This window comes from uncultured Polaribacter sp., from assembly GCF_947503855.1.
Lineage (GTDB): Bacteria > Bacteroidota > Bacteroidia > Flavobacteriales > Flavobacteriaceae > Polaribacter.
In genome coordinates this window covers 60,517-79,133 of record NZ_CANNFF010000004.1, presented here as the reverse complement: position 1 = coordinate 79,133, position 18,617 = coordinate 60,517, and the positions used below count along the sequence as shown (strand labels likewise).

Sequence of the window (18,617 nt, the reverse complement as noted above, 5' to 3'; positions counted from 1 at the left end):
GGTTATTTATTATTAAAAATCAATATCAATGAAAAAAATTATATCTAGTAGTTTTTTACTACTATTCCCAATAATTATTCTTGCACAAACCAACTTAAAAGGAATGATTATGGACAAACAAAACCCTAAAAATCAATTAGGTGTTCCTGGCGCCACAGTAAATTGGCTAAACACTAGTATTGGTGTAGTTACCAATGAAAAAGGTTGGTTTACAATACCCTACAAACCTGAATATAAAAAACTAGTTATAAGCTACATTGGCTTCAAAACAGATACCATAACCATTACTAGTTTAGAGCCTATTCATCATTTTATTACTCCTGAAAATAATTTAGAAGAAATTACCATAAAAAGCAAACGAGATGCTGTACAAAAATCTTTATTTGCTACCACAAATATATTTACAGTAAATAATGATGAGTTGTTAAAAGCTGCTTGCTGTAATTTGGCAGAAAGTTTTGAAACAAATCCATCTATAGATGTTAGTTTTTCTGATGCTTTAACAGGCACAAGACAAATACAAATGTTGGGATTAAAAAGCCCATATTTATTAATAACTCAAGAAAATGTGCCTTCTGTAAGAGGAGCTGCACAAGCTTTTGGATTAACTTTTACTCCAGGAACCTGGGTAGAAAGCATTCAAATTACCAAAGGTGCAGGTTCTGTAGCCAATGGTTTCGAAAGTATTTCTGGACAAATTAATGCTGAATTGGTAAAACCTTTTTCTGACAACAAATTATTTATAAACGCTTACAGTTCTTTAAATGGACGCTTAGAACTTAACACCCATTTTAATGAAAAAATTTCTGATAAATGGCAAGCTGGTTTGTATGTTCATGGAAATTATAGAGGGCAAAAATTTGATAGAAACCACGATAATTTTTTAGACACACCATTGGCAAATCAAATAAATGTAATGAATCGTTGGCAATATACAGATGCACAAAATGGCTGGGTTAGTTTTATAAATTTTAGATTTTTAAATGATGAAAAACAAACGGGCGAATTAAACTATAATCCTGAAACAGATAAAGGAACCACCAATGCTTGGGGAAGTGAAATAGATACCAAACGTTTTGAAACCTCTGCAAAATTAGGCTATGTTTTTCCTGAGCTTCCGTTTCAAAGTTTTGGCCTTCAATTTGCTTATAGCAACCATCAACAAGATTCTTATTTTGGGTTGAATGTTTACGATATAAAGCACGAAAGCTTATATGCTAACCTATTATTTAATTCGATAATTGGTGATACTAGAAACAAGTTTAAAACAGGAATTAGTTTTACATCTGATAATTATGAGGAACTTGTTGAAGTAGGTGTTTTTGATATGAATTTGAAAAGAAAAGAACAATCTTTGGGTGTTTTTTTCGAATATGCTTTCGATAATTTAAATAATTTTAGTTTTACTGCTGGTTTAAGAGTAGACACACATAATTTGTTAGGTAACTTTATAACACCAAGATTACATTTAAGATATGTACCTTGGAAAAATGGGGTTTTTAGAGCTTCTGTAGGAAGAGGAAAAAGAAGTGCTAATATTTTTGCAGAAAACCAGCAATTATTTGCAAGTTCTAGACAAATTAATATTGACAATGTAGGTGGAAACATTTATGGTTTAAATCCTGAAATAGCATGGAATTACGGTGTTTCTTATATGCAAAAATTCAAGCTTATTGAGCAAAAAGGAGATTTAACCTTCGATTTTTACAGAACCAATTTTAGCAACCAAGTTGTTGTAGATTGGGAAAACCCACAAGAAATTTCTTTTTACGATTTAGATGGTAAAAGTATTGCCAATAGTTTTCAGGTTGAATTGTATTATCAATTAAGCAAAGGGTTTAATTTAAGAACCGCCTACAAATATTTTAATGTAGCTACCGATTATAAAAGCGGTAATTTGCAAAAACCTGTTCAGCCTAAAAATAGATTTTTTGCAAATCTATCTTACGAAACTAGTTTACAAGAAAATGGTGCACAATGGAAATTTGATACTACTTTTAATAATATTGGAAAACAGCGTTTACCAAATACAAGTAGCAACCCAAGCCAATATCAAATAGTGGAATTTTCAGATCCTTTTCAATTGTTAAATAGTCAAGTAACTAAAGTGTTTTCTAATCAATTTGAAGTGTATGTAGGTGCAGAAAATTTAACCAATATTCAACAAAAAAACCCTATTTTAGCAAGTGATAATCCTTTTGGCCCCTATTTTGATACTACCATTGTGTATCAACCAATTTTTGGTCGCGCCATTTATGCAGGTTTACGATTCAAAATTAATTAAATAGCATAAAAATGAAAAAAATAATATTTATACTTAGTCTATTCTTACTTGGCTTTTCTATACAAGCACAAGAAGCAATTCAAAAGAAAAACAAAAATGCTAAAGTTACTTTTAAAGTAGATGGTATTTGTGGTATGTGTAAAAAACGTATAGAAACTGCTGCATTAAAAACAAGAGGTGTAAAATTTGCTATTTGGGATGTAAAATCGCACCAATTAAATCTAATTATGGACGAGCGTAAAACAGATGTAGCCACAGTGCAAAAAAACATTACAGCAGTTGGGCATGATGTTTTATTAGACAAAGATAAAAAATTAGTAGCATCAGAAGAAGCTTATAATTCTGTGCATCCTTGTTGTAAATATAGGGATGAAAAAATTGTTTTAGATCATGAAGGTGATGTAAAAAAGGTAAAGAATTAACTGTCTAAAAAGCCTTACCAATATAAATATGTAAGGCTTTTTAATTTTATGCTATGCACTAAATTAATAGGCTGCGTTAGGGATTGAAATGGCATCCTTTTTTTTTTTTATAAAATTAAGCAATGTAGTTTTATAGAAGAAACCTTGTTGCATTAAAAGCTACTAAAACCACTTAAGCATAAAAAAAAAGATATAATGGAAAGCCCGTTAAAACGCCCAAAAAATAAAATTACTTCGATACTTTCTCTCCAATTGTTAAAAGCTCATTCCATTGTGTAGTAAATCTTGGGCTTCTATGCTTTTTAATTAATCCCCATTCTTTTTCTCTGTTACCCACGGTTGCTAATTTTACCTTGTTTTTACCAAACTTGCTATTAAGCTGGTCTATAACATCAGATAGTTTTTTACTTTCTGCTTTGTGCTCTTGATGAAAAAGACTTATTTGCACTTGGTTTTCTGGAATTAAATGAAATAAATGAACACCTACTTTTTTGTAACGGTACCCAGGTTTGTATATTTTTTTTAATCCTTTTAAAGCTTCTTTGGTTAATTTTATAGTATTGTTTGTAGGCGTATCTAAAGTGATAATTATTTTATTGCGATACTGATTATCTAGATTGCTAAAAGAATTGGTGTGTAAAAAAACTTCGATACAACCTGCTGCAGAACCTTGTTGACGCAACAAATCTGCCACTTCTGCAACGTAAAAACTAGTAGCTTCTGAAATGATACTATAGTCTGTTAACTTTTTTCCGAAAGATTTTGCTGTACCAATGCCTTTTTTGGGTTTTACAATGTCTACCAAATTATGGCAAGGAAAATTATTGAGCTCTCTCCATAAGCGCTCTCCCACAACTGTCATTTCTTTACGCACCCAAGCCAAAGGCATATTTGCAAAATCTAAAGCTGTTTTTGCTCCTGTATTTTCTACACGAATGGTGTGTTTGCGGCCAATACCCCAAATATCTTTTACTTTTGCTACTTGTAATAATTTGGTTCTTTTTTCTTCGGTGTCTATTACTAAAACTCCTTTGTTTTCTGGAATTTTCTTTGCAAATTTATTTGCAATTTTAGAGAGCGATTTTGTTTTTGCTACTCCTACTCCAACAGGAATTCCCGTGTTTTTATGTACACTATTTTTTATTTTATGGGCAATTTCTTCAATTTTATCTGCTGGGTAGTGTGATAAATCTACAAAGCTTTCATCTATACTATATTCTTCTACCATTGGTGAAAATTCTCGTAACGTATCCATTACTCTTTGAGACATATCTGCATACAATGTATAATTAGAAGAAAAACAGGTAACATTATTCGCTTTTAAAATGTCTTTAATTTTAAAAACTGGTTGAAACATTGGTATATGTGCCAATGCTTTTGCTTCTTTATTGGCTGCAATAATACAACCATCGTTATTGCTTAAAACTACTACTGGCTTGCCTTGTAAATCGGGTCTAAAAACTTGTTCGCAAGACGCATAGAAGCTATTACAATCTACTAAAGCTATCATAAAGTAGATTTTATAATATAGGTAATTACACCCCAAAGTTGAATTTCTTCTTTAGAGTTGGTATCTATTCTTGTAATTTGAAAAGCACCTTCTTTTGCAATTACAGCCAACTGATTATTTTTAGGCGATAGAGATTTATCGATTATCAAAACATCTTTCTCTAAAATATCAAATTCGGCAAAACTATTATCGATAACACGTACGTAAAAAGTGGCGGAAGGATTGTTTATTAAAACGTCGTTTAAATCTATTCTGGGTTCTGTGTAATGTGTGGCAGGACTAGAAAAACCCGTCTGTTTTGGACGCGCAACTCTGTAACTTTTTTTGGTTTTTTGCACCAATTTTGTCTCTCCTGATTTCACACTTTAAAATTACAAGAAAAAGGAATTGATAAATGTTAATTTTAAAGAAGTAATTAACAAATTTTAATTTTAGGAAACTCTCAATAGAAGATGCTGAAATAAAATCAGAAAAAAGATAAAAAGAGTACGTATTTCGTCTTTTCTCAAGATAAATTACGGCCTATTAAAACGCTCAAATAAAAAACTCTTTCAAAGAAACTGAAATAAATTCAGTTCAAATGAAAGAGTTTTTAAGTTTTATAGTTAGATTCTTGCCTGCGCAAGAATAATAACATCTATTAGAATTAGTATCTAAAAACTAAAGTCTAGTATCTGTAATGTTCTGGCTTATATGGGCCTTCTACAGTAACTCCAATATATTCTGCTTGGTCGTTACGTAATTCTGTTAGCTCTACACCAATTTTTTCTAAGTGTAATTTTGCTACTTTTTCATCTAAATGTTTTGGTAACATGTATACTTTATTTTGATAAGCGTCTGCATTGTTCCAAAGCTCCATTTGTGCCAACGTTTGGTTGGTAAATGAGTTAGACATTACAAAACTTGGGTGCCCAGTTGCGCAACCTAAGTTTACCAAACGCCCTTCTGCTAAAATAATAAGATCTTTACCATCTATGGTATATTTATCTACCTGAGGTTTGATTTCTACTTTAGTATCGCCATAATTATTGTTTAACCAAGCAATATCTAATTCGTTATCAAAATGCCCTATGTTACAGATAATTGTTTTGTCTTTTACACCTTTAAAATGTTCTTCTTTTACAATATCTTTATTCCCTGTTGTAGTAATAATGATATCTGCATTCCCCATAACTGTTTCTAGCTTCTTAACTTCAAAACCATCCATAGCTGCTTGTAACGCACAAATTGGGTCTATTTCTGTAACTGTAACAATAGAACCTGCACCTTTAAAAGAAGCTGCTGTACCTTTACCAACATCTCCATAACCACAAACTACTACTCTTTTACCAGCTAACATTATATCTGTTGCTCTTCTAATTGCATCAACAGCAGATTCTTTACAACCATATTTGTTATCAAATTTTGATTTGGTTACAGAATCATTAATATTAATTGCCGGCATTGGTAGTGTGCCATTTTTTACTCTTTCGTATAATCTATGAACTCCTGTTGTAGTTTCTTCTGATAATCCGTTAATGCCTGCAGCCAATTCTGGATATTTATCTAAAACCATATTGGTTAAATCTCCACCATCATCTAAAATCATATTTAATGGCTTTTTGTCTTCGCCAAAAAATAAGGTTTGCTCTATACACCAGTCAAATTCTTCTTCGTTCATTCCTTTCCACGCATACACAGGTGTACCTGTTGCAGCAATTGCAGCAGCTGCTTGGTCTTGGGTAGAAAAAATATTACAAGAGCTCCAAGTAACCTCTGCACCTAAAGCTTGTAAGGTTTCAATTAAAACTGCAGTCTGAATGGTCATGTGTAAACAACCTGCAATTCTTGCACCTTTTAAAGGTTGTGCATCTCCATATTCTTCTCTCAACGCCATTAAACCTGGCATTTCAGCTTCTGCTAACTCAATTTCTTTTCTTCCCCAATCTGCTAGAGAAATATCTTTTACTTTAAATGGTACGTAAGCTGTATTTGTGCTCATATTTTGTATCTTTATATTCTATTTTTTAGAGGTGCAAAGATACGACTTAGATTTTAAAATATATGGCTCTTTACAAAACATTAACGGTTAACAAAACTACTAAAGTACTGATTTGGAAGATTGAAGAATCTATTGCTGAATTAAAAGAAAACACCCAACTTTCTAAAAAAAGTGAAACTCGCTTAAATTCTATGAGGTCTGAGTTGCACCAAAAAGGTTTTTTGAGTATTAGACATTTGCTAAAAAAAGTAGGTTATACAGATTTTGATTTAGTTTATGATGCGTTTGGAAAACCACATTTAAAAGATGGTAAATACATTTCTATTACGCACTCTTTTACTTTTACTGCCATTATTACTTCTGATGATTTGCATGTGGGTATAGACATTGAAAAACAGCGAGATAAAATTTTAAAAATAGCGCATAAATTTACGCCAATAGAAGAATATAAAACCATTGCAAACCATGATGCTTTAATTAGTAAATTAACCATTGTTTGGGGAGCTAAAGAGAGTTTATATAAAATTTACGGAAAGAAAAAACTACGATTCTTGCATCACATTTATATTGAGGATTTTAAGTTTGCTGATGAAAAAACAAGTGGAGAAATTAGATATAATGGTGAGAAAATGACTTACGAAATAGCCTTTTTAGAGTTTGAAGGCTTTACTTGTGTGTATGCCCATTAAGTTGTTTTTAAAAATAATTGTTTAAAATTTTCTTGGATTTTTTGCTGTAAAATTTCCAAAGGCACACCTTTTAGTTTTGCTAGTTTTACGTAAACCTCTACAATGGCATCGTCTTTATCATCGGTTTCTAAAAAAAGTTTTTCTAAAGACACTTTTGCAACCACTTCTTGTAATTTTTTATGGTTGATAATGGCTGTCCCAAAAGATAGTAAAATTCCGTTTTTTAATAAACTTTGGGCAACTTGCCAATTTTTATTGAAACCATGAACAAGCCAAACTTGTCTTGGTTTTAGCTCTTTTTTTAACTCTACAATGTCTTGATACGCTTTTACACAATGAATTATTAAAGGTTTTTGGTATTTTTCTGAAAGCTGAATTTGCTTTTTAAACACGGTTTTTTGCAGCTCAAAATCGGTTTTTATAACTTTATCTAAACCACACTCACCCAAAGCCACACAATTTTTATGTTGTAGTTTTTTGGCTAGTATTAAAAGTTCTGCTTCAATTTTATTTTTATTGATAAACCAAGGATGAATACCTATAGAAAAAGGGGAAGTAAAATCTAATGAAACTGGATATTTATTTGCTACGGAAAATACGTTTTCGAAAAATTGTTTTTTATGTGTATGGATGTCTATAAAATCCAAATCTTTATTCTTTGTTTTTAGAATCTATAATGATGGTTACTGGGCCATCGTTTAACAATTCTACTTTCATATCTGCACCAAACTCGCCAGTTTGTACTTTTTTATCGAGTTCTATTTCTAAAGTTGACACGAATTTCTCATACAAAGGAATAGCAATTTCTGGTTTTGCAGCTTTTATATAACTAGGTCTGTTTCCTTTTTTGGTTGCTGCATGTAACGTAAACTGACTTACTACTATTACTTCTCCATCGCAGTCTTTTAGAGAGTTGTTCATTACGCCATTTTCATCATTAAAAATGCGCAGATTTGCAGTTTTTCTAACCAAAAAATCAACATCTTTTTGACTATCATCTGTAACAATACCTAATAGAACCAATAAACCTGTTTTTATATTGGCAACTTTTTCATCATTAATAGTAACGCTTGCTTTTGATACTCTTTGAATTACTATTTTCATAATCAGTCATTATCTTCTTCGTTCCAAATATCGGTTCTAAAGTGTTCTGTTTCTTCTTCTCCTTCTATAATTTGCAGGTAACTTTTGTAACGAGACCAAGAAACTTCTTCATTTTCTAACGCTTCTTTTACAGCACAGTGTGGCTCTTTTAAATGGATGCAATTGTTAAACTTACAGTCTTGCTTTAGGGCAAAAAACTCCGGAAAATAATCGCCCAATTCGTATTTATCCATATCTACCACTCCAAAACCTTTGATACCTGGTGTATCTATAATTCTGGCGTCAAAACTTAAATCGAACATTTCTGCAAAGGTTGTTGTGTGTTGCCCTTGTTTGTGTTGGTCTGAAATTTCTTTAGTTTTTAAATCTAAACTGGGCTCTATTGCGTTTACCAATGTGGTTTTACCAACTCCAGAATGTCCTACAAACATAGAAGTTTTACCTTGCATCATTTCTTTTACAGTAGTTACGTTTTTCTTTTCGGTTGCAGATACTTCTACACACTTATAACCAATAGCTTCGTAAATATCTTTGAGGTATAAAATTTCTGCTCGTTCTTCAATTTCGTAGGCGTCTATTTTATTAAATACTAAAATTACGTCTATTCTGTAGGCTCTTGCAGAAACTAAAAAACGGTCTATAAATGTGGTAAATGTAGGTGGATTATTTATGGTGATTAATAAAAAAACTTGATCTATATTGGCAGCAATAATATGTGTTTGCTTAGACAGGTTTACAGATTTACGAACAATAAAATTTTCTCTATCTAATATTTTTTTTATGACTCCTGTTTCTTCATCTCCTTTTTTTTCGATATCAAATTGCACTTGATCGCCAACCGCAATTGGGTTGGTACTTTTAATGCCTTTGATTCTGAATTTGCCTTTAATTCTACATTTATGAAAGTTTCCTAAAGTATCTTTTACAAAATACCAACTTCCTGTAGATTTGTATACTGTTCCTGTCATTATTACAAAGATGCAGAATTTTAAGTAATTATTTGGATGTCAGTTCGAGTGATTTTCGATTTTTTTGAGAAAATTGTATCGAGAACTTGTTAAAATTGAGAAAACTTCTGGATACAAAATTTCTGAAAAAAATTTGATTCGAAGTAATAGTGTGTTAAAAGTTTACTTTATTAAACTAACAAAGAAGACTCTTTAGGTTTTTAAAACCTGAAGGGGGCAGAAAATATGATAAAAGTTCGTTTTACAAACTTCCTTTTTTTAGTTTGCCATACGCGTTAAGGATTGAGTGACCTGTTTGAGCTCTTTTTTGTTGTTGACAAAAAAAGCGAGTAACGAAAGCCTGACCCTTGTGGTAACGCACAAAAAAAGCCACAAATTCGATAATTATTTACGAATTTGTGGCTAATAGTTTTGATAAAAAAAATACTAAATCGAGTTCAGCATAAATTACCCGTTAATAATTTTTTCTTGATGATTGATAGATTCTTGGTGAATTGCTTTAAACATTTTTAAAACAAATTCTTCGCTTAAACCTTTGCTACTCCCTTCTAAAACCATGTTTCCTAAAATCTCATTCCAACGTCTAGATTGTAAAACAGCTACATTTTTTTCTTTTTTTAATTCGCCTATTTTGTCAGCAACTTGCATGCGTTTTGCTAGCAATTGAATTAATTGCTCATCTACCACATTAATTTGAGCTCTTAAATTCTCTAAAGACTCTCTGTATTCTGGGGCAGTTTCTGTGGTTTTCTTGATTTTTAAATCTTCCATAATCTGCTTTAACTTTGTAGGTGTAACCTGTTGTGCAGCATCTGACCATGCATTATCTGGATCCCAATGGGTTTCTATCATTAAACCATCAAAGTTTAAATCTAAAGCGGCTTGCGAAACATCAAAAATCATTTCTCTATTTCCTGTAATATGCGATGGATCACAAATTAGAGGTAAGTCTGGAAAACGATTTTGAAATTCAATAGCTATTTGCCATTCTGGAACATTTCTATATTTGGTTTTTTCATAGGTAGAAAAGCCTCTGTGGATTGCTCCTAAATTTTTAATTCCTGCGGTATATAATCTTTCAATACCACCCAACCATAATGATAAATCTGGGTTTATAGGGTTTTTTACCAATACAATTTTATCAGTCCCTTGTAAGGCATCTGCTATTTCTTGCATTATAAAAGGAGAAACTGCAGTTCTTGCACCAATCCATAATAAATCTACATCATGTTCTAATGCTAATTTACAGTGCGCAGCATTGGCAACTTCAGTACAGGTCTTCATACCTGTTTCTTCTTTAACCTTTTTTAACCAACCTAAACCTAAGGCACCAACGCCCTCAAAGTTTCCTGGTCTTGTTCTTGGTTTCCAAATTCCTGCTCTATAATAGTTTACATCAGAATCTTTTAATTCGTGCGCAATTTTTAAAACCTGTTCTTCGGTTTCTGCACTACAAGGCCCTGCTATTACTAGTGGATGTTCAAGTTTCATATCATCCAACCATGTTCTTAATGCTGCTGTATTCTTCATTTTTCTACTTATTTTGGCTATTATTTTATGCCGTTTAAAATTTGTTTTATATAATTTGTGTTCTCCATTTGGTTAAAAATTTCGGAGAAATTATCTTGTTGCATCAATTCTTTAAAATGTTGCAAATTGCTAATGTATTCTTCTAAAGTTTCTATTACGTTTTCTTTATTCTGCTTAAAAATTGGGGTCCACATTGCTGGACTACTTTTTGCTAAACGAACTGTAGATTCGAAACCAGAACCTGCCATATCAAAAATATCGCGCTCGTTTTTTTCTTTATTAATTACTGTTTTACCTAACATAAATGCGCTTATGTGAGATAGGTGCGAAACATACGCAATATGTTTATCATGAGAAACTGGGTCCATATAACGAATACGCATTCCAATAGCTCTAAAAAGCTCTAAAGCTTTTTCTTGTAATTTAAAAGTTGTTTTTTCTACTTCGCAAATAATATTGGTTTTCCCTTTATATAAGCCAGAAATTGCTGCTGTGGGTCCAGATTTTTCTGTTCCTGCAATTGGGTGACATGCTAAAAAGTTTCTTCTTCTTTTATGATGTTCAACCTCTTTACAAATAGCTTCTTTTGTAGAACCTGCATCTACCACTAAAGTGTTATCTGATATTTTGTCTAAAATAGTTGGTAGTAATTTTACAGTGGCATCTACAGGAATTGACACAATTACCAAATCTGCATTTTCAAGATCGTCTAAAGTTGCTTTTTTATCAATTAGATTTAAATCTAATGCCTTATTTAAGGTTTCGGCTTTTCTACTAATACCATGAATTATAACTTCTGGGTTGTAGTTTTTAATATCGATTGCAAAACTACCTCCAATTAAACCAATGCCGATGCAAAATATATTTTTCATATTGATAATACTTTAAGCTAAAAGCTTATAACTTATAGCCTATTTATTGCTTCTTTAATTATTTCTTTTGTTACACATAACGAAAAACGGATATAACCCTCGCCTTGAGAACCAAAAATAGTTCCTGGTGTTATAAAAATATCTTTATCGTATAAAACTGCATCTGTAACTTCTTCAGATTTTTTTCCTTCAGGAATTTTTGCCCAAACAAATAAACCTGTTGCATTTTTACTGTATTTTGCATCTAACTTATCTGCCAATTGCCAAATGAGTTTTCTGCGTTCTTGGTACACTTTATTTTGTGCTACAAACCAATTATCAGACAATTGCAAAGCCTCTACAGCTCCTTTTTGAATACCGTAAAACATCCCAGAATCCATATTTGATTTTACTTTTAAAATCTCGTTGATAAAATTGGCATTTCCTAAAACCATCCCAACTCGCCAACCAGCCATATTAAAGGTTTTACTTAAAGAATTTAACTCTAAAGCAATATCTTTTGCCCCTGCTACTTGTAAAATACTTGTTGGGTTATCGTTTAAAATAAAACTGTATGGATTGTCATTAATAATTAAAATTTGATGCTTTTTACCAAAAGCTACCAACTTTTCAAAAGTTTCTAAAGTTGCATTGGCACCTGTTGGCATATGTGGATAGTTTACCCACATTATTTTTACATCACTTAAATCTTGTTGCTCTAATTTTGTAAAATTAGGTTGCCAATTTGTAGCATCGCTTAAATTATAAAACAAGGGTTCTGCACCTACTAATTTGGTTACAGATGTATAGGTTGGGTAACCTGGGTTTGGTATTAATGCTTTATCGCCTTCGTTTAAAAAAGCCATAGAAATATGCATAATACCTTCTTTACTTCCCATTAATGGTAAAACTTCATTCTCTGGATTTGTAAGCACAGAAAATTTATTTTTATAAAAATTAGTGATGGCATTTCTTAACTCAGGTAATCCTTGATAAGATTGATATTTGTGTGCCGAAACATCATTTAAACTCCCTTGAATAGCTTCTAAAACTTTTGTTGGCGGTTGTAAATCTGGTGAACCAATTCCCATATTGATAATAGGTTTTCCTGCAGCCATTAAACCCCTAACTTCTCTTAATTTTTTTGAAAAGTAGTATTCTTTAACGGTATTTAATCTTTTTGCTGATGCTATCATTTTCTACCACTTTTATAAGTTCCTAAAATCTTAAATTCTTCTGCCATTATTTCTATAATTGACTCTGCTTTTTGATAATCTTTGTAATCATCAAAAGTAATATCTACAAAAAACGAATATTTCCAAGGAGTTTTTATTACGGGCAATGATTGAATTTTGGTTAAATTCATTTTACAATCGCTTAGTACATTTAAAATAGTTGCTAAACTTCCTCTTTTATGGTCTAATTGAAATTTTAAAGACGCTTTATTTATTTGATTTACTCTATGATTGGGTTCCGTAGTTTGTACAATTACAAATCTTGTCGAATTTTGTTTAATCGTCTGAATTTCATCTTCTAAAACTTGCAAACCAAAAATATCTGCAGCAATTTTTGGTGCAATTGCAGCAATGCCTTTTAAATTTTCTTTGGCAATTCTTTTAGCAACCTCAGCAGTATCTACATCTTCTACCAATTTAATTTGTGGGTGGTTTTTAAAAAATTCTTTACATTGTAACAATGCCATTGGATGCGACCAAACTTCTTTAATATCTGAAATATCTTGACCTTTTAACGCCATTAAATGATGGTGAATATTTAAATACTCTTCATCTATAATATGTAAGTTATTACTATCAATTAAAGCATAATTAGGTATAATTGAACCTGCAATGGTATTTTCTAAAGCCATTACCCCAAGACTTGCCTCTCCTTTTAACAAGCTATCTACCAAAGCATCAAAAGACATACATTCTATTAATTGAATGTTGTCTCCATAAAAGTCTTTTGCAACTTTATGGTGGTTTGAGCCTTGAGCTCCTTGTATGGCAATAATTTTTTTCAAACTTTTTAAATTATATCAAAAAAAAAGCCTCGAAATAAATTCGAGACTTTATATTTTAGAAATGTTTTTAACAACATGATACAAAGTCTCTCCTCTTACTAAAAAAGTAAAAGTAAAAATAGAAACGAGTAAAATTGTTATTTGACATTTTATGCTCTTTATTTTGAGCTACAAATCTAGATATTAAATTTAGATATACAAATTTAATTTATAATAATATATAAAAATTTACAATTTGTTAAAAATAAAGCAATAAAGAGCTATTTATTTATGAATTTTTATAAAAAAACAAACACTTGGTATGTATGTCGAAAAATACAAGCCTATATACTTACCATAAACTTTTTTAATTTGGTATCTAAGTTTACTTAAAAACAGCAATTTAGACTATAAAATAGTAAGCTATTAAAGTTTTTTAATAAAAAAATAATCCTATATTTGCACCTTCAATAGAAAATCTATTGAAATACATAAAAATCATTTAAATAATATTGGCATGTACTTAACTAAAAAAGTAAAAGAAAGCATCTTCGAAAAACACGGTAAAGGAAAAAACGATACGGGTTCTTCAGAAGGGCAAATTGCGTTATTTACGCACAGAATTAATCACTTAACTGAGCATTTAAAAAACAATCGTAAAGATTATAATACAGAACGTTCATTAGTAATGATGGTAGGTAAACGTAGAAGTTTGTTAGACTATCTAAAGAAAAAAGATATTGCAAGATATCGTGCAATTATTAAAGAATTAGGAATTAGAAAATAATTCTTACACTAAAAAAGAGGAGCTATAAACGCGCCTCTTTTTTTGTTTAAAATTCTTTTGGGTTATCCCAAAAACAAACAAAAATATATTCTACTTAACAAACAGACTATATATAAAAAATCAAAAATAGTAACAGCATTTTTGAATTTCCATTGGAAAACACACAACAAAACAACAACGCAACAACAAACAAATTAAAAATTTAGAATTAAAATTTTATGATTCCAAAAGTATTTAGAGAGGTTATAGACCTTGGAGATGGAAGAACCATCTCATTAGAAACCGGTAAATTAGCGAAACAAGCGCACGGTTCTGTTGTTGTTCAAATGGGTAAAGCAATGTTATTATGTACTGTAGTATCTAACTACAAACAAAGTGATGTTGATTTTTTACCACTTACAGTAGATTATAGAGAAAAATTTGCTGCTGCAGGACGTTATCCTGGAGGATTCTTTAAAAGAGAAGCAAGACCAAGTGATGGCGAAGTATTAACAATGCGTTTAGTAGATCGTGTTTTACGTCCATTATTTCCAAAAGATTACCATGCAGAAACACAAGTGATGATACAATTAATGTCTCATGACGAAGATGTAATGCCAGATGCATTAGCAGGTTTAGCTGCATCTGCAGTTATTCAATTATCAGACATTCCTTTCGAAACTCCAATTTCTGAAGCACGTGTTGCAAGAGTAAATGGCGATTTCGTTATCAACCCAAACAGAGCACAGTTAGAAGAATCTGACATTGATATGATGATTGGTGCTTCTGCAGATTCTGTGATGATGGTAGAAGGTGAAATGGATGAGATTTCTGAAGAAGAAATGGCAGACGCTATTAAATTTGCACACGAAGCTATTAAAGTACAATGTGCTGCACAAGTTCGTTTAGCAGAAGCTTTTGGTAAAAAAGAAACTCGTGAGTACGAACCAGAAAGAGAAGATGAAGATTTAGCTAAAAAAATAAATGATTTAGCGTACGATAAATGTTATGCAATTGCTAAAAAAGGGACTTCTAAAGCAGAACGTTCTGAAGCTTTTGCTGCTGTAAAAGAAGAAATTACAGCTACTTTTTCTGAAGAAGAATTGGCAGATTTTGGTGGTTTAATTGGAAAATATTTTAACAAAGCACAAAAAAATGCTGTTAGAGAATTAACTTTAGCAGAAGGTTTACGTTTAGACGGACGTAAAACTACAGATATTAGACCTATCTGGTGTGAGGTAGATTATTTACCATCTACACATGGTTCCTCTATTTTTACAAGAGGAGAAACACAAGCATTAGCAACTGTAACTTTAGGTACATCTAGAGAAGCAAACCAAATAGATATGGCTTCTTACGAAGGCGAAGAAACTTTCTATTTACACTATAACTTCCCTCCTTTTTGTACAGGTGAAGCACGTCCCTTAAGAGGAACATCTCGTAGAGAAGTAGGTCATGGTAATTTAGCACAAAGAGCCTTAAAAGGAATGATTCCTGCTGATTGCCCTTACACAGTTAGAGTTGTAAGTGAAGTTTTAGAATCTAATGGTTCATCTTCTATGGCAACAGTTTGTTCTGGTACAATGGCATTAATGGATGCTGGTGTTCAATTAAAAAAACCTGTATCGGGTATTGCTATGGGATTAATTTCTGATGGTGATCGTTATGCAGTTTTATCTGATATTTTAGGTGATGAGGATCATTTAGGAGATATGGACTTTAAAGTAACAGGAACTGAAGATGGTATTACTGCTTGTCAAATGGATATTAAAGTAAAAGGTCTTTCTTACGAAATTTTAGTAAATGCACTAAAACAAGCAAGAGATGGTCGTTTACATATTTTAGAGAAGTTAACAGACACTATTGCTGCACCAAATACAGATGTTAAAGCACATGCTCCAAAAATGATTACCAGACGTATTCCTAATGATATGATTGGTGCATTTATTGGTCCAGGTGGAAAACACATACAAGAATTACAGAAAGAAACAGGAACTACTATCGTAATTACTGAAGACGCTGTAACTGAAGAAGGTATTATAGAAATTTTAGGTACAAAACCAGAAGGAATTGAGCAGGTAATTGCTAGAATTGAATCAATGTTATTTAAACCAGAAGTGGGTAGCGTTTACGAAGTAAAAGTAATTAAAATGCTAGATTTTGGTGCTGTTGTAGAATATGTAGAGGCTCCAGGAAACGAAGTTTTATTACATGTTTCTGAATTAGCTTGGGAACGAACAGACAATGTTTCTGACGTTGTTAAAATGGGCGACGTTTTAGATGTAAAATACTTTGGTATAGACCCTAGAACACGTAAAGAAAAAGTTTCTAGAAAAGCACTTTTACCAAAACCCGAAGGTTATGTTGCTAGACCCCCAAGAGATAACAACAGAGGTAGAGATAATCGCGGAAGAGACAACAGACGTGATGACAGAAAACCAAGAGAACCTAGAAAAGAAAATTAATCTTTTAATTTTTAAATAAAAAACAAACCTGTTAAGTTTTAAAACTTAACAGGTTTTTATTTACTAGATTATTTGCTTAAAATAAAATTGCTAATTCACACAAAAAAGTTAGGAGAAATTAGAAATCTGTTCTTCTAGTTGCTCCCATTGCTCCATTAAAATCTCTACTTTTGCTTTTTTAGCTTTGTATTTTTCAAAGAAATTAGGACTCGAAGAAACTTCATCATAGTTTTTTGCCAATTCTAAATCAATCTTTTCAATTTCGGTTTCTAAATCGGCTATTTCTGTTTCTATATTAGAAAGTTTGTTGTTTAGTTTTTTTAAGGCTTTTTCTTGTTCTCTGGATAATTTATGTGCTTCTTTTTTAGAAGTATCTTTGGCAACTTTTACAACGGTTTTCTTTTCTGCATCTCGTAAACTTTCCATCTTATGTTGTTCTAGGAAATAATCGATATCACCTAAATATTCTTTAATTTCTTTGTCTTTAAAACCGTAGACTGTAGTAGTTAATCCTTGTAAAAACTCTCTATCGTGAGAAACCACAATTAAAGTACCATCAAAATTATTTAAAGCTTCTTTTAAAACAGTTTTAGAGGCTATGTCTAGGTGGTTTGTAGGCTCATCCATTATTAAAACATTAAAAGGTTGTAATAATAATTTACACAATGCCAAACGATTTCTTTCTCCTCCAGAAAGTACTTTTGCTTTTTTATCTACTGCATCTCCACCAAATAAAAACGAACCTAACATGTCTCTAACACGCATTCTGTTACTATCTGTAGCAGCATCTTCCATGATTTCTAAAACCGTTTTTTCTGGTGGTAGATGTTCTGACTGATTTTGAGCAAAATACCCTATTTGTACATTATGGCCTAATTTTAAATGGCCTTCAAAAGGAATTTCACCTACCATCATTTTTGCTAAGGTAGATTTTCCTTGACCATTTTGCCCAACAAAAGCAATTTTGCTATTTCGTTCTATCAATAAATCTACACCTTCTAAAACGTGTTTATCACCATAACTTTTTGATAAATTTCCTGCCTCTACAATAATTTTACCAGGTTCTTTAGAAACTGCAAAACGTACATTCATCGCTTGATTATCATCTTGGTCTACCTCAATCAACTCAACCTTATCTAGTTGTTTCATTAAAGATTGTGCCATAGATGCTTTACTTGCTTTTGCTTTAAATTTATCTATTAATTGTTGTTTTTGTTTTATTTCTTTTTCTTGATTTTTCTGTGCCTGTAATTGTTTTTCTTTAATTTCTCCTCTTAATAATAAAAACTCTGAGTAAGGTTTTTTATAATCGTAAATTTGTCCTAAAGAGATTTCTATAGTTCTGTTGGTTACATTATTTAAAAACATTTTATCATGCGAGACTAATACAATTGCACCTGCATAAGACTTTAAAAAGTTTTCTAACCAAATTATAGATTCGATATCTAAGTGGTTTGTGGGTTCATCTAACAGTAAAACATCATTATTTTGCAATAATAATTTTGCCAATTCGATTCGCATTCTCCATCCACCAGAAAAAGTATCTGTTAGTTTGTCAAAATCTTCTCTTTGAAAACCTAAACCTTGTAATATTTTTTCTGTATCTCCTTGATAATTGTATCCTCCTAAAAGTTCGTAACGTTCTGTTTTTTCTGTTAAATCGTGTATTAACTGGGTGTAACCTTCACTTTCGTAATCGGTTCTTTCTGCCAATTGCTTGTTAATTTCGTCTAATTGCAGTTCGATTTGTTTAATCTCTTCAAAAGCTTGATAGGCTTCCTCTAAAATAGTTCTGCCTTCTACAAAATCTATATCTTGTCTTAAAAACCCAATTTGCACATCTTTATCAAAAGCCATGGTACCACCACTACTTTCTATATCTTGAGATAATACTTTAAGCAATGTAGATTTTCCGGCGCCGTTTTTACCAATCAAACCAATTCTATCTCCTTTATTTAGTTTAAAGGTTATTCCTGAAAATAAATCAGTTCCCATAAATGAAACTGTTAAATTATGTACGTTTAACATGAAATGTAATGATTGTTACT

The 18,617-nt window shown here is 31.5% G+C and carries 16 protein-coding genes; 5 read left to right on the top strand and 11 right to left on the bottom strand.

The genetic code is table 11. The annotated features are described in order from the left end of the window. Positions 1-28: 28 nt before the first annotated feature. Together Q0662_RS04525 and Q0662_RS04520 are read left to right on the top strand one after the other, a co-directional pair. A complete protein-coding gene (locus Q0662_RS04525) occupies positions 29-2,284 on the top strand; it encodes a carboxypeptidase-like regulatory domain-containing protein (protein WP_298947589.1) in 2,256 nt (751 codons plus the stop codon). An 11-nt stretch (positions 2,285-2,295) separates the two neighbouring features. After that, on the top strand, positions 2,296-2,706 hold the full coding sequence (locus Q0662_RS04520; RefSeq protein WP_298947587.1) for a heavy-metal-associated domain-containing protein: 411 nt from the start codon (positions 2,296-2,298) through the stop codon (positions 2,704-2,706). 229 nt (positions 2,707-2,935) lie between these two features. Here Q0662_RS04520 and Q0662_RS04515 read toward each other — a convergent pair whose 3' ends face one another. The 3 genes from Q0662_RS04515 to ahcY form a co-directional block, all read right to left on the bottom strand. Then, complete coding sequence (locus Q0662_RS04515) at positions 2,936-4,216, bottom strand: Y-family DNA polymerase (RefSeq protein ID WP_298947586.1); 1,281 nt, start codon at positions 4,214-4,216, stop codon at positions 2,936-2,938. Beyond that, positions 4,213-4,578 (bottom strand): S24 family peptidase, encoded by a 366-nt coding sequence (locus Q0662_RS04510; RefSeq protein WP_298947584.1) that lies wholly within the window; start codon positions 4,576-4,578, stop codon positions 4,213-4,215. Before Q0662_RS04510 ends, Q0662_RS04515 begins: the two co-directional genes overlap by 4 nt. Positions 4,579-4,883: 305 nt before the next feature. Then, positions 4,884-6,197, bottom strand: coding sequence for an adenosylhomocysteinase (gene ahcY, locus Q0662_RS04505; protein ID WP_298947582.1), 1,314 nt, complete (start codon positions 6,195-6,197; stop codon positions 4,884-4,886). A gap of 62 nt (positions 6,198-6,259) precedes the next feature. Between ahcY and Q0662_RS04500 the strand changes: the two genes are divergently transcribed. Beyond that, entirely contained in the window at positions 6,260-6,886 is a 627-nt protein-coding gene (locus Q0662_RS04500; RefSeq protein ID WP_298947580.1) for a 4'-phosphopantetheinyl transferase superfamily protein, read from the top strand. Here Q0662_RS04500 and Q0662_RS04495 read toward each other — a convergent pair. From Q0662_RS04495 to Q0662_RS04465, 7 genes are all read right to left on the bottom strand, one after another. Beyond that, positions 6,883-7,533: a TatD family hydrolase gene (locus Q0662_RS04495; protein ID WP_298947578.1), complete on the bottom strand. Its 651-nt coding sequence runs from the start codon at positions 7,531-7,533 to the stop codon at positions 6,883-6,885. The genes Q0662_RS04500 and Q0662_RS04495 overlap by 4 nt on opposite strands. Before the next feature lie 4 nt (positions 7,534-7,537). After that, positions 7,538-7,990 carry a D-aminoacyl-tRNA deacylase gene (gene dtd, locus Q0662_RS04490; protein ID WP_298947576.1) on the bottom strand — a complete coding sequence of 151 codons (453 nt, stop codon included), beginning with the start codon at positions 7,988-7,990 and terminating at the stop codon, positions 7,538-7,540. Positions 7,991-7,992: 2 nt separating this feature from the next. Beyond that, entirely contained in the window at positions 7,993-8,958 is a 966-nt protein-coding gene (gene rsgA / locus Q0662_RS04485; protein ID WP_298947574.1) for a ribosome small subunit-dependent GTPase A, read from the bottom strand. 447 nt (positions 8,959-9,405) lie between these two features. Then, on the bottom strand, positions 9,406-10,488 hold the full coding sequence (locus tag Q0662_RS04480; RefSeq protein WP_298947572.1) for a bifunctional 3-deoxy-7-phosphoheptulonate synthase/chorismate mutase type II: 1,083 nt from the start codon (positions 10,486-10,488) through the stop codon (positions 9,406-9,408). 20 nt (positions 10,489-10,508) lie between these two features. Continuing rightward, positions 10,509-11,360 (bottom strand): prephenate dehydrogenase, encoded by an 852-nt coding sequence (locus Q0662_RS04475; RefSeq protein ID WP_298947569.1) that lies wholly within the window; start codon positions 11,358-11,360, stop codon positions 10,509-10,511. 32 nt (positions 11,361-11,392) lie between these two features. Further along, positions 11,393-12,535: an aminotransferase class I/II-fold pyridoxal phosphate-dependent enzyme gene (locus Q0662_RS04470; RefSeq protein ID WP_298947566.1), complete on the bottom strand. Its 1,143-nt coding sequence runs from the start codon at positions 12,533-12,535 to the stop codon at positions 11,393-11,395. Then, positions 12,532-13,359 carry a prephenate dehydratase gene (locus Q0662_RS04465; protein ID WP_298947564.1) on the bottom strand — a complete coding sequence of 276 codons (828 nt, stop codon included), beginning with the start codon at positions 13,357-13,359 and terminating at the stop codon, positions 12,532-12,534. The genes Q0662_RS04470 and Q0662_RS04465 overlap by 4 nt, the downstream gene beginning before the upstream one ends. A 496-nt stretch (positions 13,360-13,855) precedes the next feature. Between Q0662_RS04465 and rpsO the strand changes: the two genes are divergently transcribed. Together rpsO and Q0662_RS04455 are read left to right on the top strand one after the other, a co-directional pair. Further along, a complete protein-coding gene (rpsO, locus tag Q0662_RS04460; RefSeq protein WP_298947562.1) occupies positions 13,856-14,125 on the top strand; it encodes a 30S ribosomal protein S15 in 270 nt (89 codons plus the stop codon). A gap of 218 nt (positions 14,126-14,343) precedes the next feature. Beyond that, a complete protein-coding gene (locus Q0662_RS04455; protein ID WP_298947560.1) occupies positions 14,344-16,569 on the top strand; it encodes a polyribonucleotide nucleotidyltransferase in 2,226 nt (741 codons plus the stop codon). 108 nt (positions 16,570-16,677) lie between these two features. Here Q0662_RS04455 and Q0662_RS04450 read toward each other — a convergent pair whose 3' ends face one another. Then, the gene (locus Q0662_RS04450; protein WP_298947557.1) at positions 16,678-18,597 is read right to left on the bottom strand and encodes an ABC-F family ATP-binding cassette domain-containing protein; all 1,920 of its coding nucleotides are present in this window, start codon (positions 18,595-18,597) and stop codon (positions 16,678-16,680) included. Between the last annotated feature and the right edge of the window lie 20 nt (positions 18,598-18,617).